A 25,441-nucleotide genomic window follows, 5' to 3' on the forward strand; every position below is an offset into this window, starting at 1 on the left:
TAGCTTCTAGCTTCTAGCTTCTAGCTTCTAGCTTCTAGCTTCTAGCTTCTAGCTTCTAGCTTCTAGCTTCTAGCTTCTAGCTTCTAGCTTCTAGCTTCTAGCTCGTATTTCCTTATTACCTATTAGGTATTACTTATTTTATCGAGTAACAAAAAGACCTGATTTACTTCAATGTAAATCAGGTCTTTTTGTTTTGTTGTAAACCAACCTAGTTTTTAGTTTGATCTACAGCTTGCTTTGAAGCTAAAATTTCTTGTTTGATGTCGTTTTTAGCATAGGTAGGACAAGTCTTGTATGTTCTGCAAGAAGATAATGCAAATAAACCTAGGCAAGAACTGATAATTAAAAAGCGTTTCATATTATTAAATTATTGTACCATCAAATTACAACCTCTAATATCGGTATTATCGAATCGACCTAAAACATAAAAATGATTAAAGTCTTTTCCAGGAGCACCGATGTCTTTTGTTTCAATAAAACAGCAAGATTCAATATTGCCTAAATCAACAATATTAATTCCGCCCCTTTTTGTAGTAGTTAAAGAAAATGGATCGTTGATTTCTCTAAAATAAATCTTCATCCATGGTGGTGTTATAAATTGCTCATCACCTAAAGAGTAACCTTGTGAAAGTAGTTCAGTCATGCCATATTCCGAGTGTATATTTTCAGATTTGAATGCATGCTTTAATTGATCGTGTACTTCACTTCGGGTAAGTTCTTTTCGTCTACCTTTCATACCTCCAGTCTCCATAATGATAATATTAGAATAGTCACCAGGATGTTTTTCAGCAAAATCTAATAGAGCAAATGTAACCCCGAATAAGATTACTTTCTTACCACTATTTTGTAAATCCTGCAATTTATGAGCCAATGTTTGATAATCATCTAGATAAAAATTGGATTCACTAGAAGATTGCTCCATAAAGTCAGAGACCATACGAATAAGAGAAGCATCATTCCTTTCTAAATAGCTAGGAAGGAGGGCTAATATGTGTATATCTTTTAAAGGTCCGTATATATTTTGGAAGTAGTTTGTTGTAATATTTTTATAATGATTTAAATCGGCAACATAGTGCTGACTCTTAGTCGATCCTGTTGTTCCACTACTTCTGAAAATTTGTTCTTCAGTTATATTTTCACAAATTACTCTTTGAGTCTTAAAAAACTCAATAGGCATAAATGGAATTTCAGTAATCTTATGTATATTATTAATAGAGATATTTAAATACTTTAAATATTCAGCATAAACAGGATTATGAATCGCTTGAAACTTAAAAGCCTCTAAAGTAGCGGTTTCAAAATCTTGTTCACTTTTAATGGTGAATATTTTTTTCTTAAATTGTTCAATGAATTCTGTCGGCTGCATATGTATGAACTTTTATAGATTTAATTATCTTTCGAATAATATAAAGAATTTACTAAAAGTGACGTAGATTAACCTATAAAAATAGATCATCTGTTTATGACTTCGCTAAAATATATAACACAGTATATAAAAAATATACCTTACTTGTTAATACTTCTTTTGATGAGTTCTTGTTTTGGAGAACCTGAATTTCCACTCGAGCCTGAAATTGATTTTGCATGGATAGAAAACCGTTCAGGTATGGAAGGAGATTCACCTCAGGGTAAACAAGATTCTATTTATATCGCCATTAATTTTAGAGATGGAGATGGTGATTTAGGCTTATCAGGTGAAGAACAAGATCCGCCTTATTCAGGAACTATTCCAGATCCTAATAATCCCGATACAACCATAGTCAATAAATACTATAATAATTATTTTATAGATATTTTGAGAAAAAGATCTGATGAAAGTGATTATACCAAAGTTGAATTTGATGATGGTGCAACTTTTAATGGTCGTTTTCCTATACTAAATACCTCCGGAAGAGATCGCCCTCTAGAAGGCGAACTTAGATATGAAGTAAATCTGGTAGTGGATGAAAATCTACAAGACCGTTTTCTAAAAGGAGACTCCGTGAAATTTGAAGTTCATATTTGTGATAGAGCACTAAATGAAAGTAATCTGATTACAACCGCAGGAATTGAAATTGGCACTTCAAAATCACGAGATGAAGAAGCCTCTACTGATTAATATCAATAGAGGCTTCTTGCCTTTAAAATATATATAGACTATCCTTCAAAATTAATAATGAAAGATATTTTATGTGTCCTTATAGCATCTACTGTATGCATAATTAATGAATTGTCAGGTTTATCTGCCACATTTATTAAACCATGTGATACTCTGATTTCTGGTGATAAGCAAAACATGCTGTTATAAATGTGAAATCCAAAGCCCCAAGTAAGTGACATATTGAATTCACTTAAAGTAATAAAATATTCTTTTCTTGATGACTCATGTTTTGAAGCAACCATGTAAGATGGAGTAATACCACCTAGTAAGTACATTCTATGGTTCTTTCTCCTATCAGATTGGTACTTAAGAAGCAAAGGTACTTCTAAAGTTGTATTTGATTGTAATTGAGCTACATCTCTAGAATCTAAGTTTCCACCTTCTAATAAATCAATCTCAAATCTTCTTGAATAAAAAGAGACATTTGGAGATGTTCTAAAATGCCAATGATTATCTTGAGATAATTTGATATTCATTAAAAAACCTAACAAAAAACTAGCAGTAGTCTGAGGAGTAATATAAGTCAATGCTTGTTGAGGATCTCCATTTTCATCAGGAATGATGATATAAGGATTATCAGATGGGTCTAGCCCTACAGGAGACGAAATGTATCCAATTTGAAATCCGTAGTGGAAAGTCTTTTTGTCAAAACTCATTAAATTATATACAGTACTTTCTGTTTTTTTCCTTTTTTGTTGAGCATTTGTTGTGTTAGCAAAAGAAAAAATTAGGAAAATACTTACAACTGAAAAAATTACTTTTGTCCTGTGTAAACTGAACTTATACCAAAAGTGAGTGCTGTACATGTGACTGATTTATAACCTAACTTACTAAGTATATCTGTAAATGCTTTTCCATAAGGAAATTTCTCAACAGATTCAGGAAGATAAGTATAGGCAGAGTTATCTTTTGAAACTAATTTACCTATCAAAGGTAAAACATGCATAGAATAGAATCTATATAAATGCTTGAATACAAAATTTGTAGGTTGCGAGAATTCAAGTACAACTAATGTGCCATTAGGTTTTAATACCCTATGGATTTCAGCTAGTCCTTTTTCAAGATTTTCGAAATTTCTAACACCAAATGCAACTGTAACAGCCTCAAAAGAATTATCTTCAAAGGGTAAATTTTCAGAATCACCAATTTGTAAATCAATAACATCTGATAACCCTCTTTTCGCAATTTTTTCACGACCTACCTCAACCATACCAGCAGAAATATCCGCACCAGTAATTTTTTCTGGTTTTAGTGTTGCCCATGCCTGTAAAGCTAAGTCACCTGTACCAGTAGCTACATCTAATACTGTTTTTGGTTGCTGACTTTTAAGTTTATTGATAGCTACCTTTCTCCAGTAAATATCAATGCCTCCACTAAGAACACGATTTAGTAAATCATACTTTGTAGATATGTTATTGAACATATTTGCTACCTGTTCTTTCTTGCCGTCTTCGCTATCTTTATATGGTAATACCGTCATGTTTTTTTCTAATTGATGTTTTCAGTAAATTGTACTGAATTAAGTCAAAGTATAATATCTTTGATTACTCGAGTGCAAAATTACAATTTTCAATGTTTAGACCAATGCTTTTTGCATTTTAACTGATAATTGTATGATTTTGTTTGCATTATCTAGCTAGACTTCACGACAATTCTATTTTTTTTAACATGAATCTTACTATAAGGCATATTTTTTTATTGATATTATGTACAGTATTATCAAGTGTTGTATTCTCTCAGAAAGTTAAACATACCTCAGATTTTAAAAAAGCGATTCGATACGCCAAGGACTATATGAAGTATGATGAGTTTCATCACGCTGAAGAAGTATTGAAACATGTAGCTGAGGAAGGAAAATCTAACGAGGAATGGAATTATTTAATGGGGTATGTGTATATACATTCACCTATCTTAAATAAGAGTCATGCACTCCCTTATTTAGAAAGAGTAAGTGATTTTATTACTTATCCAGAATTACAGCGATTAAAAGCGATATCTCTTCAGTATAATCATCAATTTAAGGATGCATATGATTATTATGATAACTATTTATCAACGATCAATACGAGGGATAAAAAGTTAATAAAAGAGATAGAGTTATTAAAAAAACAATGTCTAACTAGTATTGATTTAATGAATGATTCATTAGAAATGATCATCATGAATCTAGGCCCAGAAATTAATTCACAATATCAAGACTTTGCACCAGTGCTTTCGGCAGATGAAAAAACATTGATTTTCACTTCTAGAAGACCTGATAGTAAAGGAGGAGATATTGATCCTATAGATGGTCTTTATTATGAAGATGTTTATATCGCCCATAATGATGATGAAGGTGAATGGCAAAAAGCTAACAATATTGGTAATGTTGTCAATACAAAAGGGCATGATGCAGCTGTAGGTTTATCGCCTTCAGGTAATTCACTTTTCTTATATAGAAATACAGGTAGTCATTCTGGAGATTTATTTTTAAGTCAATGGAATGGAAAAGATTGGTCAAAGCCAATGGAGTTATCTAAAAATGTTAACTCAGACAATTGGGAAACACACGCAACATTAACAGCAGACGGGAAATCACTTTATTTTACAAGTAATAGAACAGGGAAGGATACTCAAGGTGGAAAAGATATTTATGTTATTCACAAAGAGGAAGATGATACTTGGGGGGCTCCTCAAAACTTAGGACCTGTGATAAATACTGAATATGATGAGGAATCACCTTTTATTCACCCCAATGGTAAAATACTATACTTTAGTTCAAAAGGGCATAATGGTATGGGAGGTTATGACATTTATTTCTCTGAGTGGGATGAAAATAATACTTCTTGGTCAACACCTCAAAATATTGGGTATCCTATAAATACAGCAGGTGATGATATCTTCTATTCAATATCTTCAGATGGACAGAGAGGATACTTTTCTTCAATTCGTGAAGATAGTTATGGAGGTCAAGATATTTATGTAGCGATGATACCATCAAAAACGGTGGAAGCAATTGCACTTATAGGAGAGGTGAGAGATGCTACATCAAATAATTTAGTAGAAGCATACTTATCTGTAGTGGAAAATGACACAAAAGAAATTGTAGTGTCATCTAGTGCAGAAGGAGGTAAATATCTATTATATCTAGAACCTAAGCATAATTATGGTTTTAGAATAAAACAACCGGAGTACCTTTTTCATTCAAAGAACATCAATATTAAAGAGTTGGATCAATATCTTGAAATCAATGATATAGTGAAATTAAAGAGAATTGCTCCTCAAGAAAGAGAAGAACTGAATAATATTTTCTTTGATGAAAATAAAAACATCCATAGTAACTCCGAAGCAGAATTAGAAGATCTATCTTTATTTATTAAAGAAGTGAATGATTATAAAATAGGAATTCATGTGCATGAAGCTCAATCCGATAATGATTCGATAGAGATATTTAATTTAACTCAAGAAAAAGCAGAAAAAATCTATAAAGATTTAATTGCTAGAGGTGTAAATGCGGATAAATTAGAGGCTAAAGGTTTTGGTTGGCAGCATCCAATAGCAACTAACAAAACAAAAAGTGGTCGTTTAAAGAATCAAAGAATTGAATATGTATTTTTACCGAAAGATGTAGAAGAAGTAGTATTTGTTGAGGTAAAAGAAGAAGAACCTCTTCCTGAACTTACACCAACTTTAGGAGAAGTATTGGATGTTGTAGGAACCATTCATTTTGCATTTAATAGTAATGCAATTACCTCAGAAAGCTATAGAGTAGTTGAACAGATCTTCGATGTAATGTATAGATATCCGAATCTAGTCATTGAAGTTGGAGGGCATACTGATAATAAAGGTTCTGCTACATTTAATACTATCTTAGGAGAGAAACGAGCAAGAGCTATTGTGCAACAATTAGTGATAATGGGAATTGAAAAAGATAGATTGACCTATAAAACATATGGGTTTACTCAACCAATTGCAGACAATAGTACTGAAGAAGGGCGAAAAAAGAATCGTAGAATTTCATTTACTCCTCTAGAATTTCGTAATTAGTGGTTTAATAATCTGACTTTCTCAAAATGAATTACCCCAAAAAAAGACTGTTACTTCTACTATTCTCTATTTTTACTGCTTCACACCTCATTGGTCAAACGGTGAAGTCATCTGATAAAAAGGCGCTTAAAGAGGCCGAAAGGTATTTAAAATTGCAAGAATACCATTTCGTTGAAGATGAAATGCTTGAAGCGACTAAACTTAGTCAAGGTAATGCCTTGATGTGGTATTATTTAGGAATTGCAACTTATCATTCTCCAACAAAGAATAAAGTGGATGCACTCCCGTATTTTCAAAAAGCGGATGCCCTAACCCCTGATTTAAGACAAATTGATTACTGGTTAGGGAGAAATTATCAACTTATAATGGAGTTTGATTCTGCCATTTTATACTATAAAAAAGCACAAGCTTTATTAGAAAAAGAAACGGAAGAATCTTTAAAAGAGGATAAAAAATTGGCTGGATATACTGAGTATTCTAAAGAAGAACTCTCAAGGTATATAGATCAATGTGAAAGAAGCCCTGCTTTTTTTAGTAAATCGGATAATAAGTTATTGCTAAATTTATCATTAGCGAATACTTACTTACCAGATTTAGCACCAATTATTACTGTAGACGGATCTAGGTTATACTTTACTTCTCACCGTCAAGATATTTCTAGTCATCATGAATTAGATCCTTATGATCAACTTCCTTATCAGGATGTTTATTATATGGATAGAAGGGAAGATGGTTTTTGGCATTCTCCTAAAGAATTTAAAGAAATTAATACGGAAGAACACGACGCTGCTATTGCTTTATCCTCAGATGGGAAAAAGTTATTTATGTACCGAAGTTATGGTAAAAGTACTAGTAACCCAGGTAATATTTATGAAACTCAATTTGAAAATGGTAAATGGTCTGAACCAGTAGCTGTTAAAGCTCCTATCAACTCAACCGCTCATGAGACACATATGAGTTTGTCTAGAGATGGAAAAGTTATTGTATTTGTGAGTGATAGAGCCGATGAAAATGCTCAAGGAGGGAAAGACCTTTATATCATTAGAAAACTTCCTAATGATGAATGGGCTGTTCCTCAAAATTTAGGTAATGTAATTAACTCTGATTTAGACGAAGAATCACCTTATATACATCCTAATGGAAAGACTTTATATTTTAGTTCTCAAGGACATCATAGTGTAGGTGGTTTTGATGTTTTTAAAATTGACATAGACTTAATGTCTGGGAAATTAGGAGAACTAGAGCAGTTAAATTACCCTGTAAATTCACCTGCTGATGATATTTTTTATGTGATGTCTGCGGATGGAGAGGAATCCTATTTTTCTTCTATTCGTCCTGAAGGCATGGGAGGATTGGACATTTATTGTGTGAAAAATAATGAAGCCAATCAGCAGAAAGTAGTTTTCTTTAAACTAAAGGCAACAACAGAAGACAACAAAAATGTTCCAATCAATCTAAAATTGATCAACATTGAAACTCAAGAAGTAGAAAAAGAAATCAATTTTGCTAAGATTGATACCCCTGTTGAGTTTATGATGCGTTGTAAAGGGAATTATGGTATGATCTTAACGGCAAATGATTATTTATTAAAATCTGAACGAATTGATTTTAATAAATATTCAACGGGTACTGTTAATTATGAGCAATCGTATACATTACAAACCTTTGATATTAATAAGTCGGAAGCTCTGAACAATATTTATTTCAAAAATAATGAGTTAGATATGGCTGCATCAGCTATAGAACTAAAATTATTGAAAGAGTTTTTAGATACTCATGATAAGGAAAGTATTGAAGTAATTGGACACAGTAACTACGATTCTGACAAAAGTGACTTAGTCTTAGAGTTTGAGTCTAAGACAAGATCTATGGAGTCTCAAGAAGGTATGGAAACCAAAGGCTTTAGTGATGATCAATTAGTCAAACAAAATATTGGTTATGGTACTCGTTTCCCGATATATCTAGCAGATGATGAAGATGCATGGAGAAATGAAAGAATGGAATATATTGTACGTCCTAAAGGATATTCAAAAAACTTATCTAGAGCAGCTAATTGTCAACATGGAGAGGTAGATTTAGCTTACCATGAATTAGATGGTTCTGGAACAGAGGGAGATCTATTAGATATAAATAAGGATATTTTAAATGTACTTTTGAATGAGCTAAAAAACTGTGCTGTCTTGGAACTCGTTATTACTGCAGATAATACTAAAGAAGGTTTGGCAGAAGTCAATAAGATTATTCAGTACATGCAGGAGAATGGTGTAGAAAGAGAGCAGTTATCTTCAAATTTAGTTGATGGAGTCAAGACAGGAGTTAATTTACGTTATATCGAAAATCCAAATTCAGAAGATGGTTACGTAAATTATGATCCTGAACACGATCATGAAGAAATTCATGATGATATCATCCAACCAGTTTCGAATGAAGATTTAGCCTTTGAGAAAAGAATTGAAGAAATGACGATTCAATTCCCTTTTGATTCCAAAGAATTTAAAGGAGAGAAGAAAGTCATCTTACAAGAAATATTAGATTACCTAGAGAAAAACCCTAATAAGTCAATAAAAATTACGGGACATACTGATAGTGCTGGTCCTGCTGTTTACAATACTTATTTAGGAATGGAGAGGGCTAAAGCTGTAGGTTTCTTCTTTAAGGATATATCTAACCCTAACAGAATTTTAGTGGATAGTAAAGGTGAAGATGAACCTTTAACCTCAAATGCAACTAGAGAAGGAAGGCAACAAAATAGAAGAATACATTTTAAATTTGGTCGAGTAGAAAATGGCCAATAAAACAAAAGGGCTGATCAGTAATGATCAGCCCTTTTGTTTTATTTATAAGTAAGTTGACTAACAAAATTCTTTATAAACAGCAGTTAAGTGTTCAGCAATCATTTCAGCAGAACGACCTTCAATATGATGTCTTTCAATAAAGTGTACTAGCTCACCATCTTTGAACATTGCAATACTTGGTGATGATGGAGGGTAAGGAAGCATTAATTCTCTAGCTTTCCCTACAGCTTCAGGATCTACACCTGCAAATACAGTGGCTAATTGCGTTGGCTTTACATCTGATTGTTGTAATGATTGCAATACACCTGGTCTACAAGTACCAGCAGCGCAACCACAAACAGAGTTGATTACTAATAAAGTTGTTCCTTCTTTAGCAATTGTTTCTTCAACTTGAGAGGCAGATGTAAGGTCTGCAAATCCATTATCAGTTAACTCCAGTTTCATTGGAGCTGTTAAATGTTCAGGATACATAATTTCCGTTATTGTTTATACGTTTGTATTTTCTATAAAAAACCGAGCTCTAACTTTGCTTCTTCAGACATCATGTCTGTAGTGTAAGCAGGCTCGAAAGTAAGCTCAATTTCAACATCACTCACTTCTTCCACACTTCTAACAACTTGCTCAATTTCACCTGGAATTTGCTCCGCAGATGGACAAGAGGGTGTAGTCAGTGTCATTAAAACATGCACTTTATTAAGTGGTGGAATGATGTTGATATCATATATTAATCCCAATTCAAATACATCAACTGGAATTTCTGGATCATAAACTGTTTTTATAGCAGCAATGATTTTATCTTTTAATTCCTCTGTAGTGCTCATAGTATTTACAGATTCGTTATTATTTTCTGACATGTTATTTTTGATTAGTTTTTAGCACTGTAAGCCAATGCATAAAACTTCATTTGTTTGATCATTGAGGCAAAACCATTAGAACGTTGAGAACCAATTACGCCATTCATTCCAATTTTATCAAAAAAGAATAATTCTGCATTCATGATTTCTTGAGGAGAACGACCATTTAATACTCTAATCAATAAGCTTATTAAACCTTTTGTGATATCTGTATTACTATCTGCCTTGAAAATAATTTGACCATCCTCAAATTCTGTCGTTAACCAAACCTTAGACTGACAACCTTTGATCAAATTTTCATCAACCATATGTTTTTCATCTAATGCCGATAACTCTTGTCCTAATTCCATGATATAAAAGATAGTTGACTCTCTATCACCATCTAACAAATCAAAATCGTCGATGATATCGTTTTGTACTTCTTCTATACTTTTTGTTGCCACTGACATATTTATATCTTGTTTTTTAACCAAACATTTTAACTATTCTTTTGAGTGCCTCGATAAATTTGTCGATTTCTTCAAAAGTATTGTAAACTGAGAATGATGCCCTAACGGTTCCCTCTAAGCCATATCTTGCCATCAAAGGTTGTGTACAGTGATGACCCGTTCTAACAGCTATTCCTCTTGCATCCAGCATCATTCCAATATCGTAATTATGGATGTTGTCTATTATAAATGAAAGTACGCTTACTTTGTTTGATGAAGTACCAATAATTTTTGCAGTAGGTACCTCTTCAATTAGTTTTTTTGTAGCGTAATCCAATAACTCCTTTTCTCTTGCAGCAATATTTTCTTTACCATATCTATTGATAAATTCAACTGCCTTAGCGTAGGCTACTGTATCTGCAATATTTGGAGTACCTGCTTCGAATTTGTAAGGAAGGGTATTAAAAGTTGTACCATCAAATGATACTTCTTTAATCATTTCCCCGCCACCCATAAATGGAGGCATATCGTTTAAAATTTCTTCTTTTCCGTATAAAAAGCCCATTCCAGTAGGTCCGAACATTTTATGTGCAGAAGTAACAAAGAAATCACAGTCTAAAGCTTGAACATCGATAGGTAAATGGGCAGCAGATTGTGCTCCATCAACTAAAACTACCGCTCCAATTTCATGTGCCTTTTCAATTATTTTTTCTACAGGATTAACCGTACCTAAGGCATTTGAAGCATGTACAACTGATACAATTTTCACTTTATCAGATAACATTTTTTCAAATTCCTCAAAGATGATCTCACCTTCATCAGAAATTGGTATGTTTCTAACTGTTGCACCTTTTTCTTGAGCAATCATTTGCCAAGGGACAATGTTAGAGTGATGCTCCATTGTTGTTACAATAATTTCATCACCAGCTTGTATGTTAGCTCTACCATAGGTATTGGCTACTAAGTTGATTCCTTCTGTAGTACCTTTTGTAAAAATGATTTGCTCCGATTTTGGAGCATTGACAAACTGTTGTAACAATTCACGAGTTTGCTCAAAAGCTTGTGTAGCTTTATCTGCAAGTGAATGTGCCCCTCTGTGAACATTAGAGTTGTACCCTTTATAATATTCTGATAAAGCATCAATTACTGATTGAGGTTTTTGATTTGTAGCCCCATTATCAAAATATGTTAGCGGATGACCATTTACCTCTGTTGCCAATATTGGGAATTCGCTGCGAAGTTGTTCAATGTCAATCATTATCAAAAAAAGTTATTTAGAATAAATCTATATATGTATTAACTGCAAATTTGTGCAAAAGTTCTACGTATTCAAAGTTCTTGACGTTTTCATCTAGAAAAATCCATCAATATAAATGAAAATATGATGAATTATTAATGTTTGAATAGATGTTTAGCGTCAAATTCTAGTGTGAATTTTATTTTTGGAGGTATGTTAGCATAAATTATGTAAATGCAACCACATCTTAATTGCAACAAGTTTGCAAATAAACGAAACACATTTTACTTTTGTTTCATGATGAAGTCCCTAAACAATAGAATTGAAAAATACGCAGATCAAATAGGTTTCACAGGATCATTATTCTGTTTAATCCATTGTATCCTAACATCTGGAGTAATTATCTTCAGTTCTGCGGTATCTCACATGCATGAGGGGCATGATCATAGTCATGCACATTCATTAGACTTTTTTGGTATGCTCGATATCTCTATGGTTTTAATAGGAGGTATTGCGGTGTATTTTGCTTCAAAAAAGACGCATGTTAAATGGATGAAGGTAGGTATGTGGTTATCTTATTTAGTGTATGCTACAACAATGTTGGTAAAGTACGCTGGATTTGAACCAATGTGGTTAGCAATAATTTCATACACCGCATCATTTTCATTAATTGCATTACACTTAATGAACTTGAAAAAAGCCCATTCAAATGAACATTCTTGTGATTCTGAACTTTGTGTAGCAAAGGTAAAATAATATAGAAATAGATATACCACATTTATATTATAAAGGTGGTGAAATAAAAAAGTCTTATCTGATTTAATCGGATAAGACTTTTTTTATGTTCAAAGAATAGGTATGTATATCCAACCATTTCTTAGTACAAGAAATAATGATTTTTTTAGTCTTCTACTTTGATTAATTCTGTATTTTTCAATTTGTAAATTAAGCTGTAAAAGTCGTCTCTATTAAGTACAAGTTGTCCTCTGACTGTCACTTTTTTGTTGACTTGACTTTGAACTTTCGGGACATCCAATTCCATGACAGTTTCAGGGCCTGCATTTCCGCAAAAGAAGCAACTAGCAAACGGCATATACGATAGTATACTAGTGCCATCTTCACTATCAACAGGTAAAATATAGCCTGAAATAGTAATGAATGATCCATCAAGCATTTCTACTTCTCCACCGAAAATAGGTTCAGATACTTCAAATCCCAACATTTCATCCATGTAGGTTTTCATTTGTACATGCCCTAATGTTTTCCAAGGGTCAGAGTTATCTTGTCCAAAAGTAGTGGTAGTAAGTATAAAAAATAATAGAATGGAAGTAATATGTTTCATGTTATTCTGATAATGCTTGAGATATGTTTGTACGTGCAGCTTGAATGGCAGGAATTACTGAGGCTAAGAAGCCAATTCCTAATGTACTTGCAAATAAAATGATTTCTCCTGAATTAAAAGCTGTTCCACCAATGTTTAGTGCAGATAATGTATCTATTTGAGTGGCGGCAATATATATACTTCCGTGACTGAGAATCATACCAATGGCAAAACCCATAAAAGCACAAATTAAACCTTCAATTAATAGTAAACTGAAGATATAAGATTGAGGAGTACCTAAAGACCTGAGATAAGCCAATTCATATTTTCTTTCTTTTAAAGAATTGTACAATGAAATAAAGATACTTAACCCAGAAACAACCATAATGGCAATAGCTAATGCTTTTAATGCAGTAATAGCATCTCCTAAAAGAGATAATAATCTAGAGGTTTCATATGCAGGCGATGCTGCCTGCATCGATGTTTGTTCATTCACCATTCTAGGAAGTGTAATGGCTCCCATCGGGTTTCTAAATTTGATCAAAAGGTTTGTGATCTCTTTTTCATCCGCTTCTTTTTCTACCTTTTTATCCGATAGATTACCAAAGTTGGCTTTACTTGGTTTTTCATGTTGATGAACATCCCAAATAGAAGATAAGCTTGTCAATAAAAGTTGATCAATTACAGTACCTGTAGGTTTTAGAATACCGACAACTTTAAAATGTTCATGGTCATGATCGTGTCCACCTTCTCCAATACCATGGGCAGAATGAAAATCATCACCAATTTTTAACCCAATTTTTTTAGCTACAGCAGCACCAACAGTTACTTCTAAGGATTTATTTTCATCAAACATTTTTCCTTCTGCAATTTCAGCTTTATACAGCTCAGGATATTCGTGGGTTGTTCCTACAATTCGATACCCCTTGTAGGAGTCACCTAATGACTGAGGAATAGCTTTAGCAACTAACGGATGTTTTTTTAATTTTTTTGTTTCTGATAAACGGATGTTTCCAGTAGGTGTATCCACTTGGTAAATGGCACATAAAATTAACTGTAAAGGACTCCCTTTGGCCCCTACAACCATACCTATACCTGCTTGATTTTTTTTAAGTGTTTTCTCAAAATAATCTTGAGTAAGCAATAATGCAGATATAATACTTACACCAAATGCAAAAAGAATAAGGTTAAGTGATGTATTTAAAGATTTATGCCAAAGGTTTTTCCAGGCAAATTTAAAGATATTCATAATTCGATTAGTGAAGTTTTGAAAGAGTAAGTGTTCGTTCAGCAAAAGCCTCTTTTAATCGGCTATCATGAGTAACAATCACTAATGCTGAGTTTTCTTCTGAAGCCATTTCTCTTAATAATTGAATTACTTCATTGGCATGTTCATCGTCCAAACTAGCTGTGGGTTCATCAGCTAGTAATAAAGCAGGCTTATTGATGAGGGCCATGGCTACACTCATTCGTTGTTTTTCGCCTTCACTCATTTTAGATGGACTTTTATCAATATGTTGACTTATCCCTAATCGATCTAATAAATGATGTATTCTTTTATGATCTACTTTTCTTCCAGCAGCTTTTTGTGCAAAGGCTAAATTTTCATGTAAGGTAAGCGCACGAGCAAAATGTGGCTTTTGGAAAATCACGCCAATGTTTTCTCCTCTAAATTGATCTATTTTATTTCCTTTGAGTAGAGTAATGTCTATATCATTGATGATCACTTTACCTGATGTTACTGGAAGTAAACCTCCCAATACATGCAGTAAAGTGGTTTTTCCACATCCGGAGGCACCAAGAATCAAAATTTCTTCTCCTGATTTAATTTCAAAATCAGGGAAACTGATTTCGATACCCTTAGGGTATTTATATTTAAGTTGTTGTATATGAATCATATCGATTAGTAATTTCCTCGTAAAATTACAAGAGAATGCAATATTATCGCATTAATTATTGTAGTATTCTCTTAAAAAAATAGTCTTATTCTTAGTTTTTAATGAATTATAAGAATAAGCTAAAAATAACTAAATATCATTTAGCTGAAATGTTAATATGATGCACTAATTTCAACAAGCAAACTTATCAACTTCAATTATTCTGATAAGCTAAATTTCTAATCATTTTTTTATTTTTCAATAATGAAAAACTATTTATTAACTATTTTATTGGCTTTTTCTTGCCTTTTTTCTTCAGCCCAACAAAATCCTGATTGGAGTTTTCCAATCGAAGGAAAAGAAAAGCAAATTTTTGTTCACAATTTTACGGGTATCACAGTTTTAGAAACGACTAAATTCTATTATGGACTGGACCCGGTAAACAAAACTAAATTATGGGAAATTCCTAAAGATGCTACTAACGAGGCATTAAACACAGCAAGTAACGTGTCTTCAATGGCAGGTGCTGATGTAGGATTGGATAAATTCGCAAAAAAATCATGGGACCCAATTCCAAATTCTCCATTAGTATCTATTGATCAGCAACTTGTAAATGTAACTACTGGTGAGGTCTTAGTTTCAAATGGTAGTTACAAAGAGGTATTGAAGAGTAACTTTATTGCTACTGCATTCACAAGTGTGATTGAGGTTGTAACTGAAGACAATATCAGAAAACTTTATAACATTGACCTAAATACTAAAAAAGTAGTTTGGGAATCTAATTTAGGAAAGTATTCTACAGCAGCTCAATTGGCAAATAAATCGTCGTCAATTCCTTCTACTGCTTTGACTCCAAAAACAACTAAAAATGGAGACTTACTTTACAAAGAGAAAAAAGACTTAATTCTTTTTGATGGTAAATCAGGTCAAGAAAAGTGGAGATTAGAGTGTAACCCAGGTTCTTTCTTCTTAAATGAAGCAGAAGATATCGTAGTAGTAGTAGAGGCTCCATCGGGCTTAAAAGCGGCAAGTTCTTACAAGCCGAAGTTAACTAAGAAGATCATGTCTGTAAACTTATCAAATGGTAAGCCTTTATGGAAAAAGCCAATCAAATTAGAAGATAACTTCATCGATGCTCAAGTCGTAAATGCGGATGAATTCCTTGTGAATTTTGGATCAGGTATCAATATTTATGAGTTTAAATCAGGTGATCAGCGTTGGAAGAAGAGCTATAAAGCGAAAAACGTGAAAACAATCAACCAAAAAGGGGATGAACTAGAGGTATTCTATAGTAACAAGGTTATGATGGTTTCTGCTGAATCAGGTAGCGAAATCTGGAAGAAACCAATCAAATTTGATATGGATGAGGACATCGAAGGTGGTGTTATCAAAAAAGAATATGATCAAGGCATCTTGATGGTTCATGGAAGTGGTGTTGGTTTCTACAATAAAGAAACAGGTAAGAAAAAGTGGTTTGCCAAAGTAGAAACAGACAAAGTTGCGTTTAATGATGCAAAAAACATTGTAGCTGTTTTAGATAAAAAGAAACTATACTTATTTAATCCAAACGAGGTAGTTAAGAAATTAGATAAACTGAAATTAGATATAAACAAGCCAGATGAAATGGTAGCGTTTAATATCTTAGATAATGGTTATTTCTTAAGAGGTTTGAATGAGTACTTAACATTAGACAAAGATGGTAATGTTTTAGGACAAGCTTATTATAAGCAACTAAAAACAGATAGATTGTTAAAAGCAGCATTAGCGGCATCTTCTATTGGCATGAATGTAGCTTCTACAGGTGGGTCTTACGGATTCTTTATGTCTCCAGAAATGGCAGAGGCAGCTGGAGATATTTCAGACATTCAATCTGAAGCTTTAGGTAAATTATACGATCAATCTGCTTTAAGAGGTAACTCTCAAGAAAGTAAGTTATATGCTTATTTTATGGAAGGAATCAAATCTGAGGAAGGTGCTTCTTTAGAGTTTGTTAAAGTAGAAAAAGCTTCTGGTAAAGAAGTAAATCGTATTAATGTTGGCCAAAACAGAAAGGTAATTTACAAGATCTTACCAATGCAAAGTATGTTGTATGCTGTTGTTGATGGTAAACTTAACGCATATATCTTAGATTAAATATCTAAGAATTGAAGTTGATAAAAAAGCCACCTTAGAAATAAGGTGGCTTTTTGAATTAAAAATTATATAATTTGATAAAAGAAGTTTGTATTTATTTACAACTATTCAATAGTTAGTGATATTTGTTGTCAAATTGTTTAAGAATAGTGATTTTTGATTTAAATTATCGAAAATTTCGAGAATAGGTTGGGAATTAACTTTCTACTCACTACTTTTATCGCATAATGAATAATGCAATCAAAAATATCGTTTTGTCGTGGTGGTGGCGCTCAGTTAATTCCAATTGAGTGAACAGTCGCGTATAGCTATATTTTCAAGATATATTTCTTTAAGAAGCTCGCTGATCACTCAGCGAGCTTTTTTTGTTTTTTCACTTTGCTTTTAAAAAAATAAATTAAATATAACATGTACCGTTTCATTAACACACACGCTGAATTACTAGCCGATACGGTGACTCCAGTAAGTATATACTTAAGGGTGAGGGATCGATTTGCCAATAGCTTATTATTAGAAAGTTCTGATTACCATGGAGCAGATAATAGTTACTCTTTTATATGTTGTGAACCTGTAGCAGAGTTTGCTGTAACCGATAAGGAATTAAGAATTCAGTACCCTGGAAAAAGTGAGGAGAAATCTACTTTAGAAAGTTATGACCAAGCTTTAGCTGCACTTTCGACTTTTTCAAAATCATTTGAATATAAACAGGAGGAGCACCAAAAGTTTGCATCACACGGCTTGTTTGGTTACATGACTTACGATGCGGTACAATCTTTTGAAGAAATTACTTTTGATAAAGAAAAAGTAGACACAGAAATTCCTCAAATTAGATATCAAGCATTTAGATATGTAATTGCTATCAATCATTTTAAAAATGAACTACACATTTTTGAACATATTCCTGAGGAAGAAAATAGTGAAAGCAACATAGAAGAAATTAAAACACTGATAAAAAGTAAAAACTTCCCTGCTTATCATTTTTCAAGAATAGGAGAGGAAACGACCAACTTTACGGATAAAGAATTTTTAGAGGTAATTAAAAAAGGAAAAGACCACTGTTTCAGAGGAGATGTTTTCCAGATTGTTTTATCCAGACGTTATCAACAAAACTTCCAAGGCGATGAGTTTAATGTCTACAGAGCCTTGCGTTCGATTAACCCATCTCCTTATTTATTTTATTTCGATTACGGTACGTATAAGATCTTTGGATCATCGCCAGAGGCACAAATTATAATCAAAGATAAACAGGCTACTATTCATCCAATTGCTGGTACTTTTAAACGTACAGGTAATGATAAAAAGGATGCTGAAATTGCTCAAGAATTATATAACGATCCCAAAGAAAACTCGGAACATGTTATGTTGGTTGATTTAGCCAGAAATGATTTGAGTAGAAATGGTGATAATGTAGAAGTAGAGGTCTTTAAAGAAATTCAATATTACTCTCATTTAATTCATTTGGTATCTAAAGTGAATGGTCAGCTGACAGAAGGAACAGATCCTTTAAGAGTCGTTGCTGATACGTTCCCAGCTGGTACTTTATCAGGATCTCCTAAATACAAAGCCATGGAGTTAATTGATAAATATGAAAACGTTAGAAGAAGCTTCTATGGAGGGGCCATCGGGTTTATGAGTTTTGATGGTGACTTTAACCATGCTATTATGATCCGTTCTTTCTTAAGTATTGACAATCAATTGACTTATAGAGCAGGTGCTGGAGTAGTGGCTCAATCGTCTGAGGAAAGTGAATTGCAAGAAGTGCACAACAAATTAGCTGCACTGAGAAATGCATTGGATAAGGCGGAGAATTTATAATAAGAGAAAAGAAGAGATAAGATGAAGAAGATATTAGTGCTCGATAATTATGACTCTTTTGTATATAACCTAGTACATTATTTAAGAGAACTAGGGCAAGAGGTAGATATATATAGAAACGATAAAATTACCTTAAAGAAAATAGGTGAATACGATAAAATTTTACTTTCACCAGGTCCTGGTATACCGTCTGAAGCGGGTATTATGCCTCAAGTGATTAAAGAATTTGCCTCATCCAAAAGTATTTTAGGTGTTTGTTTAGGGCATCAAGCCATAGGAGAAGCTTTTGGTGCAACTCTAGAAAACAATTATCCATTACATGGTGTAGCTGATACTGCTCAGGTTACTACTCCCGATGCTCGTCTGTTTCAAGGGCTTCCAAATACTTTTAAGATTGGTCATTATCATTCATGGGTGATACAATCGGATAGTTTAGCAGGAACACAGTTACAAGTGACCGCTAGAGACGAAAAAGGGTATGTAATGGCTGTACAACATAAAGAATTTGATGTTCAAGGAGTACAATTCCATCCAGAATCAGTGTTGACAGAACACGGTATGGAAATGCTGAAAAATTGGGTGCAAGGATAAATCAATAATTATGAAAAAGATTTTAAACAGACTTTTTGAGTATGGTTCTTTGTCGGAAGTAGAGGCAAAAGAAACCTTAACTAAACTGGCAAAGGGTGAGTTCAACCCTTCACAAATAGCAGCGTTTTTAACGGTTTATTCTATGCGTAGTATCACTGTTGAAGAATTGACAGGTTTTAGAGATGCTATGTTGGAATTATGTTTAAGAATTGATTTGGATGATTTTGACGCCATGGATTTGTGTGGTACAGGTGGTGACGGTCAAGATACTTTCAATATTTCTACATTATCTTCTTTTATCGTTGCAGGTGCAGGACAAAATGTTGCCAAGCATGGTAATAATGGTGTGTCTTCTGTCTGTGGATCATCCAATTTGATGGCCCATTTCGGATATGACTTCACTAATGATGTGGATACGTTAAAAAGAAATTTAGAAGAGGCAGGGATTTGTTTTATTCATGCTCCATTGTTTCACCCAGCAATGAAAAATGTGGCTCCAATTCGTAGAGAATTAGGTGTGAAAACATTTTTCAATATGTTAGGACCAATGGTGAACCCTTCTTTTCCTAAAAAGCAGATTGTAGGTGTATTTAGTTTAGAGATTGCCCGTTTGTATGGTTATTTATATCAACAAACAGATAAGCAATTTGCCATTCTTCACTCATTAGATATTTACGATGAGATTTCTTTAACCTCTCCATTTAAGATGATTACTAAAGATGCGGAGAAGTTATTGAAACCTGAAGATTTAGGATTAAACTACCAAACAAAAGAATCATTATTTGGTGGTGGATCAATTGCAGAATCAGCCAAAATTTTCACAGATATATTAGAGAATAAAGGAACAGAACCTCAGCAACAAGCGGTATTAGCGAATGCAGGTGTAGCCATTGCTACTGGTAAGGGTATTTCTTTATTAGAAGGTGTAGCTCAAGCAAAAGAATCTTTAGAATCTGGAGCTGCATTCAATTCATTCAAAAAATTAATAGCACAATAAAAGGTCGATATCAAATGACTATTTTAGATAAAATCGTTGCCCATAAAAAGATTGAGGTAGCAGCAAGAAAAGAAATTTTAACGGTGGCTGATTTACAATCAAGACCATTATTTGATAAAGAGCCAGTATCGGCGAAATCTTGGATCGGTAGTCCAACGAAATCGGGAATTATTGCTGAGTTCAAAAGACAATCGCCTTCTAAAGGATTAATTAATGGTACTGCCAAAGTATCTGATGTTGCCGAAGGATATTTTAAAGCAGGAGCATCTGCCATGTCTGTACTTACAGATCAAGAATTCTTCGGAGGTACAGTGGATGATTTATTGGCGGCTCGTTCAGTATCGCCAGTGCCTATTATCCGTAAGGATTTTATAGTAGATGAATATCAAATTATTGAAGCAAAATCGATTGGAGCTGATTTTATTCTTTTGATTGCTTCATGTTTAACTCCTGCTGAGAGTAAAAAGTATGCCGCTGTTGCTCGAAATTTAGGAATGCAAGTTCTTCTTGAGGTACACAACGAAGAGGAACTAAATGCTCATGTAGATCCATGTATGGATTTAATTGGAGTAAATAATAGAAACTTGAAGACTTTTGAGGTAAGCATTGAAACTTCAAAAGCTTTAGCAGATAAGATTCCAAATGAGTTTGTAAAGGTGTCTGAAAGTGGTATCAGTAATATTGAAAACATCAAGGAGCTAAAAACGTATGGTTATAAAGGCTTTTTGATTGGTGAAAATTTCATGAAAACTGAAAATCCGGCTAAAGCAGCCATCGACTTTATTGGTCAGCTTTAGGTTTATTGAAAAGAGTTTTTTTCTCAGAATGAAAACGAAGGCGATTGACCTGAGGGTAATAATCAAAAGATCTGTAAAAAGTATCTTTTGTGCCAGGCATAGTATACTTTCCTAGCACTTTGATGTTACCCCCTTTAATATAAACCTCGGAAGGTCCGTCTTCTGTACCGAAAACCACCACTAAGCCAGATTTGTGATGAAGATCAATTGAATCGGCTGAGATTTCGATTTCGGGACCTATAAATCGGGCATTTCCTCTGAGACAGAGCATGTTTTTCTTCTGATCGATATAGGCATTATCGGCAGTATACTCTAGAGATCTTTCTCTATCATAATACTGACGGTTGCAAGAACTGATAAATATCAGAATGAATAAGATGAAGCAAAACATATTTTTCATACATCAAAGATAAAAAGTAAGATGACAATAGAGAAGTTTAAGTGGAAAGTATGTGGTATGAGGGCAGAAAGTAATATTGCTGAAGTGCTACAGTTAAACCCTGATTATATGGGTTTCATCATGTACCCACCTTCTTCCAGATTTATAGAAAGAGAAGATGTTTCTTTCTTACAAGAAAAATGGCCTAGTGATATTCAAACCAAGAGAGTAGGTGTATTTGTGAATGAAAAGGAAGAGATCATCCTTGATTTTGCTAAGAAATACCATTTAGAGGTCATTCAATTGCATGGAAAAGAGACTCCTGAGTTGTGTCAGTCTTTAAAAGAAAAAGGCTTTGAGGTGTTTAAAGTTTTCGGAATTAAAGATGAGTTTAACTTTGATGAACTCAAGCCCTACGAATCTTTTGTTGATTATTTTCTTTTTGATACAAAATCGCCTCAACACGGTGGAACAGGAGAAACATTTGATTGGGGAATTTTAGAACAATATAATTCAACAAAACCTTTTCTCTTGAGCGGAGGTCTATCACTAGAAAATATTAAGAATATCAGAAAGTTAGATCACTTACCTTGCAAAGGAATTGATGTAAATAGTAAATTTGAGAGATCACCAGCTTTAAAAGATGTCACGCAGGTAGCATCTTTGGCAGAGTGGGTGAAATCCATCAACGATAAATAAAGAAATATGACTTATCAAGAACCAGATCAAAATGGCTATTATGGCCAATTTGGAGGAGCATATATTCCAGAGATGCTTTATCCAAACGTAAAGGAATTGAAAGAAAATTATGAGGCAATGATTGCCGATCCAAAGTTTAAAGAAGAGTTTGATGGATTGTTGAAAGACTATGTAGGTCGTCCAACACCTTTATACTTTGCGAAAAAATTATCTGAAAAATACGGAGCAAAAATTTATCTTAAGCGTGAAGATTTAAACCATACAGGTGCACATAAAGTGAACAACACTATTGGTCAGATTTTATTAGCGAAAAGATTAAACAAAAAGAAAATTATTGCCGAAACTGGTGCAGGTCAACATGGTGTGGCTACAGCTACAGTTTGTGCTTTAATGAACTTGGAGTGTATCGTGTATATGGGAGAAATTGATATTGCTCGTCAGCGTCCTAATGTTGAACGTATGCGTTTGTTGGGAGCGACAGTGATACCAGCAAAAAGCGGTTCGAAAACATTAAAAGATGCAACAAACGAAGCAATGCGTCATTGGATCAACAATCCAACAGATACACATTATATTATCGGATCTGTTGTAGGACCTCATCCTTATCCAGATATGGTAGCTAAATTCCAGTCGATCATTTCAGAAGAAATGAAATGGCAGTTACAAGAGAAAGAGGGCAGAGAAAATCCAGACCATGTAATTGCATGTGTTGGTGGAGGATCAAATGCTGCAGGTGCTTTCTATCACTATTTAGATGCACTAGATGTAAACTTGGTAGCTGTTGAAGCGGCAGGGTTAGGTGTTGAATCTGGTGAGTCTGCTGCAACAACTGCTTTGGGTACTCCAGGTGTATTGCACGGGTCAAAAACGATTTTGATGCAAACAAATGATGGACAAGTAGTAGAACCATATTCTATTTCTGCAGGTTTAGATTATCCTGGTATTGGTCCAATTCATGCACATTTATTTGATTCTGGAAGAGCTCAATTTAAATATGTGACAGACGATGAGGCAATGACTGCAGGTGTGGAATTGTCAAGATTAGAAGGTATTATTCCTGCTGTAGAATCGGCTCATGCTTTTGCTGCATTGGGTAAAATGGACTTTAAACCTGATGATGTAGTTGTTGTAAACTTATCAGGAAGAGGTGATAAAGATTTAGAAACATACATTAAGTGGGGAAATTATTAGACCTCAGTTAATGAGAATATACAAGAAGCCATGGGTGAATAACTCATGGCTTTTTTTGGTCTTTAGTAGGAAATAAGTGGAGCTTTTTAGGAAATATTGTACTACAATCTTCTCGTTATAAAAGATATCTAATTCATAATTATTGTTCACTCAAATCAATTTAAAGATGAAACTAAAACAATTAATTACTCTAGTTATTTTGATGATCTCTTCAGCATCATTTGCTCAACTTATTCCTGTTGAAATAGATTTATCTAGAAAAAATCCTACATATCCTTTCACTCCAGGAGGGATGCCTGCTTTTACAAATAATACTGATGATATTCATTTATCATACCCTGTTTCTGTATTGACAGAGGATGGAAATTATGTAAGTGGCGATATCAAATTTGTCTCAGGTAGTTTGGATAATATTGTGACTCAAATTCATGTCAAAGATCAAACTTCAGGAGAGAAGGTGAAATTGAAATTGGAGAACATAAAATCAATCATAATTGGTACCTCAAAAGATGTCAACCTAAATGCAATGGTGAATCAGCATCAATCCATCAGTTATGTAGGAAATAAAGATTTGTCTAAAGTATTAGTGACTAAAGATCAGATCTCTTATTTCGAAAAAATCAGTATTAAAAAAGGGAAAAAAGAAAAGTCAGTTTTACTTCAAGCAATTAATTACGAGCAAAATAATGAGGTAACGGTATTCTTTGATCCAAAAGGAAAAAATACTCAGGTAAAAGTCAATTTATCGATTAACGAACCTGGTTATAAATATAAAGGTGCAGTAATGGAGTTTGTACCGAATTCATTCTATGTGAAAAATCATAAAAATGGAGAAGTAGCACAGATGTCTGAAAAAGAATATAAAAAGTCTGGAGGTAATTATCCATCAAATATTTTTACTGATCAAAATACTATTACTAGGTTAAAAGAGGGAAATGCAGCCTCTGTGAACAAATACTCAGAAGATAATTGGGCGTTTTTCTTAATGAATGCCATCAATTATAATCAATTTGCTACTGCTGATGTTGAATCTACAAAATAAGTGATACTTCATAAGATCTACTTATTTAAACCATTGTTTACTTTGAATTAGTAAGCAATGGTTTTCTTTTTTTACGGTTGAACGTCTCGATATTTTTGAAAATTATGTAGCTTTAAGTGCTAACTATTAATCAATTGCCAAACTTGAAAGCTATTGGTTGTGATGGACATGTTTATTATGGCCAACCTTCAAAAAATATTATGAAAATAACATTACAATTATCTCTCTTTCTCTTCTTTGCTATATTTTCCTCATATGGTCAGGTAATAGAAAAAGGGTATTCTAAATACAAAGGCACTTACTTACATCAATTTAAACCTTTCGACAATGATACCACTGTTTACGACTGTGAGTATTTTTTAATCTTTAACGATAAGTTCTCGTCTTTTGACAATAAAGCCCATTTTGAATTCTCTGAAGAGGTTGATAAACTATATTCAAAAAATAGTAAAGAAAGTGAATCGGTATATAGTATGTTGAATTCAAAAAATAAGTTACCAGCCGAAGCAGCTTTCAATAACTTTACAATAACTAAAGAGTACAGTACAAAAAATGCGATTTATGTCTATAATTTAGGATATATAAGCAATTGTAATTTTAATGAAAATTATGGGTTGTTAGAATGGTCCGTTAAATCGGATTCGAAAAATATTAATGGCTACAATTGTATTTTAGCTACTACTAAATATGGTAAATACGAACTAGAAGCGTGGTTTACACCAGAAATACCTGTATCTGATGGCCCATACCTATTTGGTGGTTTACCTGGGCTAATTGTATCGTTACGTGACACTGAAAATATTCACGTATTTACTTTGACAGAATTTACTGAAGAATCAACTATTTTGCTTAAAGATGTAGCGACAGATAGACAAGGTCTTCATCCGAATAAACCCAATCAAGCTATGAATAAGATGAAGAAATTGAGACAGCAATTGATTTCGGGTTATGATATTAGTAAATCAAATATTTTGTACCCATCACAAAAATTACCTAGGCTAGAAGATGCATCAGATGATAATATTAAACGTTTGATGTTGAAATTTACATTGTATGATCATCTACTTTTTAAATATTCAAAGCAAAATAAAGTGTTTTAGAAAAGCGGCTTAAACTAAC

25 protein-coding genes are annotated in these 25,441 nt (G+C 33.3%); 13 read left to right on the top strand and 12 right to left on the bottom strand.

The features are described from left to right. Positions 1–208: 208 nt before the first annotated feature. Both NH26_RS25615 and NH26_RS15460 read right to left on the bottom strand, forming a co-directional pair. The gene (locus NH26_RS25615; RefSeq protein ID WP_174549709.1) at positions 209–358 is read right to left on the bottom strand and encodes a hypothetical protein; all 150 of its coding nucleotides are present in this window, start codon (positions 356–358) and stop codon (positions 209–211) included. A gap of 9 nt (positions 359–367) precedes the next feature. Then, positions 368–1,366, bottom strand: coding sequence for a hypothetical protein (locus NH26_RS15460; protein ID WP_044228179.1), 999 nt, complete (start codon positions 1,364–1,366; stop codon positions 368–370). A 162-nt stretch (positions 1,367–1,528) separates the two neighbouring features. Here NH26_RS15460 and NH26_RS15465 point away from each other — a divergent pair, with 162 nt between their 5' ends. Further along, positions 1,529–2,098, top strand: a complete 570-nt coding sequence (locus NH26_RS15465) for a hypothetical protein (RefSeq protein ID WP_044228182.1) — start codon at positions 1,529–1,531, stop codon at positions 2,096–2,098. 38 nt (positions 2,099–2,136) lie between these two features. Here NH26_RS15465 and porT read toward each other — a convergent pair whose 3' ends face one another. Together porT and ubiE are read right to left on the bottom strand one after the other, a co-directional pair. Continuing rightward, positions 2,137–2,946 carry a type IX secretion/gliding motility protein PorT/SprT gene (gene porT / locus NH26_RS15470; protein ID WP_044228185.1) on the bottom strand — a complete coding sequence of 270 codons (810 nt, stop codon included), beginning with the start codon at positions 2,944–2,946 and terminating at the stop codon, positions 2,137–2,139. After that, positions 2,895–3,620: a bifunctional demethylmenaquinone methyltransferase/2-methoxy-6-polyprenyl-1,4-benzoquinol methylase UbiE gene (gene ubiE / locus NH26_RS15475; protein WP_044228187.1), complete on the bottom strand. Its 726-nt coding sequence runs from the start codon at positions 3,618–3,620 to the stop codon at positions 2,895–2,897. The genes porT and ubiE overlap by 52 nt, the downstream gene beginning before the upstream one ends. A gap of 188 nt (positions 3,621–3,808) precedes the next feature. Between ubiE and NH26_RS15480 the strand changes: the two genes are divergently transcribed. Then, complete coding sequence (locus tag NH26_RS15480; protein WP_071397187.1) at positions 3,809–6,166, top strand: OmpA family protein; 2,358 nt, start codon at positions 3,809–3,811, stop codon at positions 6,164–6,166. A 26-nt stretch (positions 6,167–6,192) separates the two neighbouring features. Next, on the top strand, positions 6,193–8,961 hold the full coding sequence (locus NH26_RS15485) for an OmpA family protein (RefSeq protein ID WP_044228191.1): 2,769 nt from the start codon (positions 6,193–6,195) through the stop codon (positions 8,959–8,961). A gap of 57 nt (positions 8,962–9,018) precedes the next feature. Here NH26_RS15485 and NH26_RS15490 read toward each other — a convergent pair whose 3' ends face one another. The 4 genes from NH26_RS15490 to NH26_RS15505 are packed head-to-tail and all read right to left on the bottom strand — an operon-like array spanning position 9,019 to position 11,501. Further along, on the bottom strand, positions 9,019–9,432 hold the full coding sequence (locus NH26_RS15490) for a BrxA/BrxB family bacilliredoxin (protein ID WP_044228194.1): 414 nt from the start codon (positions 9,430–9,432) through the stop codon (positions 9,019–9,021). Positions 9,433–9,464: 32 nt separating this feature from the next. Further along, on the bottom strand, positions 9,465–9,815 hold the full coding sequence (locus NH26_RS15495; protein WP_084812200.1) for an iron-sulfur cluster assembly protein: 351 nt from the start codon (positions 9,813–9,815) through the stop codon (positions 9,465–9,467). An 11-nt stretch (positions 9,816–9,826) separates the two neighbouring features. Continuing rightward, a complete protein-coding gene (locus NH26_RS15500) occupies positions 9,827–10,264 on the bottom strand; it encodes a SufE family protein (protein WP_044228313.1) in 438 nt (145 codons plus the stop codon). A gap of 16 nt (positions 10,265–10,280) precedes the next feature. Further along, positions 10,281–11,501, bottom strand: coding sequence for an aminotransferase class V-fold PLP-dependent enzyme (locus tag NH26_RS15505; protein WP_044228197.1), 1,221 nt, complete (start codon positions 11,499–11,501; stop codon positions 10,281–10,283). 276 nt (positions 11,502–11,777) lie between these two features. Between NH26_RS15505 and NH26_RS15510 the strand changes: the two genes are divergently transcribed. Continuing rightward, positions 11,778–12,236 (top strand): MerC domain-containing protein, encoded by a 459-nt coding sequence (locus NH26_RS15510; protein WP_044228200.1) that lies wholly within the window; start codon positions 11,778–11,780, stop codon positions 12,234–12,236. A 145-nt stretch (positions 12,237–12,381) separates the two neighbouring features. Here NH26_RS15510 and NH26_RS15515 read toward each other — a convergent pair whose 3' ends face one another. Genes NH26_RS15515 through NH26_RS15525 form a run of 3 tightly spaced genes read right to left on the bottom strand, consistent with a single transcriptional unit; the run spans position 12,382 to position 14,699 of the window. Then, positions 12,382–12,822, bottom strand: a complete 441-nt coding sequence (locus tag NH26_RS15515; RefSeq protein ID WP_044228203.1) for a hypothetical protein — start codon at positions 12,820–12,822, stop codon at positions 12,382–12,384. Position 12,823: 1 nt separating this feature from the next. Further along, a complete protein-coding gene (locus tag NH26_RS15520) occupies positions 12,824–14,050 on the bottom strand; it encodes an ABC transporter permease (protein WP_044228206.1) in 1,227 nt (408 codons plus the stop codon). Positions 14,051–14,057: 7 nt separating this feature from the next. Further along, entirely contained in the window at positions 14,058–14,699 is a 642-nt protein-coding gene (locus tag NH26_RS15525) for an ABC transporter ATP-binding protein (protein ID WP_044228209.1), read from the bottom strand. A 243-nt stretch (positions 14,700–14,942) separates the two neighbouring features. Here NH26_RS15525 and NH26_RS15530 point away from each other — a divergent pair, with 243 nt between their 5' ends. The 5 genes from NH26_RS15530 to trpC all read left to right on the top strand — a co-directional run bounded on the left by NH26_RS15530 (position 14,943) and on the right by trpC (position 21,011). Continuing rightward, positions 14,943–16,811: an outer membrane protein assembly factor BamB family protein gene (locus NH26_RS15530; protein WP_044228212.1), complete on the top strand. Its 1,869-nt coding sequence runs from the start codon at positions 14,943–14,945 to the stop codon at positions 16,809–16,811. 408 nt (positions 16,812–17,219) lie between these two features. Continuing rightward, complete coding sequence (locus NH26_RS15535; protein WP_044228215.1) at positions 17,220–18,626, top strand: anthranilate synthase component I family protein; 1,407 nt, start codon at positions 17,220–17,222, stop codon at positions 18,624–18,626. Between the two features lie 21 nt (positions 18,627–18,647). After that, positions 18,648–19,217, top strand: a complete 570-nt coding sequence (locus NH26_RS15540) for an anthranilate synthase component II (protein ID WP_044228218.1) — start codon at positions 18,648–18,650, stop codon at positions 19,215–19,217. A gap of 10 nt (positions 19,218–19,227) precedes the next feature. Beyond that, positions 19,228–20,214 (top strand): anthranilate phosphoribosyltransferase, encoded by a 987-nt coding sequence (gene trpD / locus NH26_RS15545; protein WP_044228220.1) that lies wholly within the window; start codon positions 19,228–19,230, stop codon positions 20,212–20,214. A 14-nt stretch (positions 20,215–20,228) separates the two neighbouring features. Next, a complete protein-coding gene (gene trpC, locus NH26_RS15550) occupies positions 20,229–21,011 on the top strand; it encodes an indole-3-glycerol phosphate synthase TrpC (protein WP_044228223.1) in 783 nt (260 codons plus the stop codon). Here trpC and NH26_RS15555 read toward each other — a convergent pair. After that, positions 20,995–21,402 carry an LPS-assembly protein LptD gene (locus tag NH26_RS15555; RefSeq protein ID WP_139263111.1) on the bottom strand — a complete coding sequence of 136 codons (408 nt, stop codon included), beginning with the start codon at positions 21,400–21,402 and terminating at the stop codon, positions 20,995–20,997. The two genes, trpC and NH26_RS15555, sit on opposite strands and share 17 nt — an antisense overlap. Before the next feature lie 30 nt (positions 21,403–21,432). On the opposite strand from NH26_RS15555, the gene NH26_RS15560 reads away from it, so the two are divergent. From NH26_RS15560 to NH26_RS15575, 4 genes are all read left to right on the top strand, one after another. Continuing rightward, positions 21,433–22,089 (top strand): phosphoribosylanthranilate isomerase, encoded by a 657-nt coding sequence (locus tag NH26_RS15560; RefSeq protein ID WP_044228228.1) that lies wholly within the window; start codon positions 21,433–21,435, stop codon positions 22,087–22,089. A gap of 6 nt (positions 22,090–22,095) precedes the next feature. Beyond that, positions 22,096–23,280 carry a tryptophan synthase subunit beta gene (trpB, locus tag NH26_RS15565; RefSeq protein ID WP_044228230.1) on the top strand — a complete coding sequence of 395 codons (1,185 nt, stop codon included), beginning with the start codon at positions 22,096–22,098 and terminating at the stop codon, positions 23,278–23,280. 166 nt (positions 23,281–23,446) lie between these two features. Further along, entirely contained in the window at positions 23,447–24,322 is an 876-nt protein-coding gene (locus NH26_RS15570; RefSeq protein ID WP_044228233.1) for a hypothetical protein, read from the top strand. Positions 24,323–24,438: 116 nt separating this feature from the next. Then, on the top strand, positions 24,439–25,422 hold the full coding sequence (locus tag NH26_RS15575) for a GLPGLI family protein (protein WP_071397188.1): 984 nt from the start codon (positions 24,439–24,441) through the stop codon (positions 25,420–25,422). Positions 25,423–25,441: the final 19 nt, after the last annotated feature.

Origin of the sequence: Flammeovirga pacifica, assembly GCF_000807855.2 — a bacterium.
In the GTDB taxonomy this organism is placed as follows: Bacteria; Bacteroidota; Bacteroidia; order Cytophagales; family Flammeovirgaceae; genus Flammeovirga; species Flammeovirga pacifica.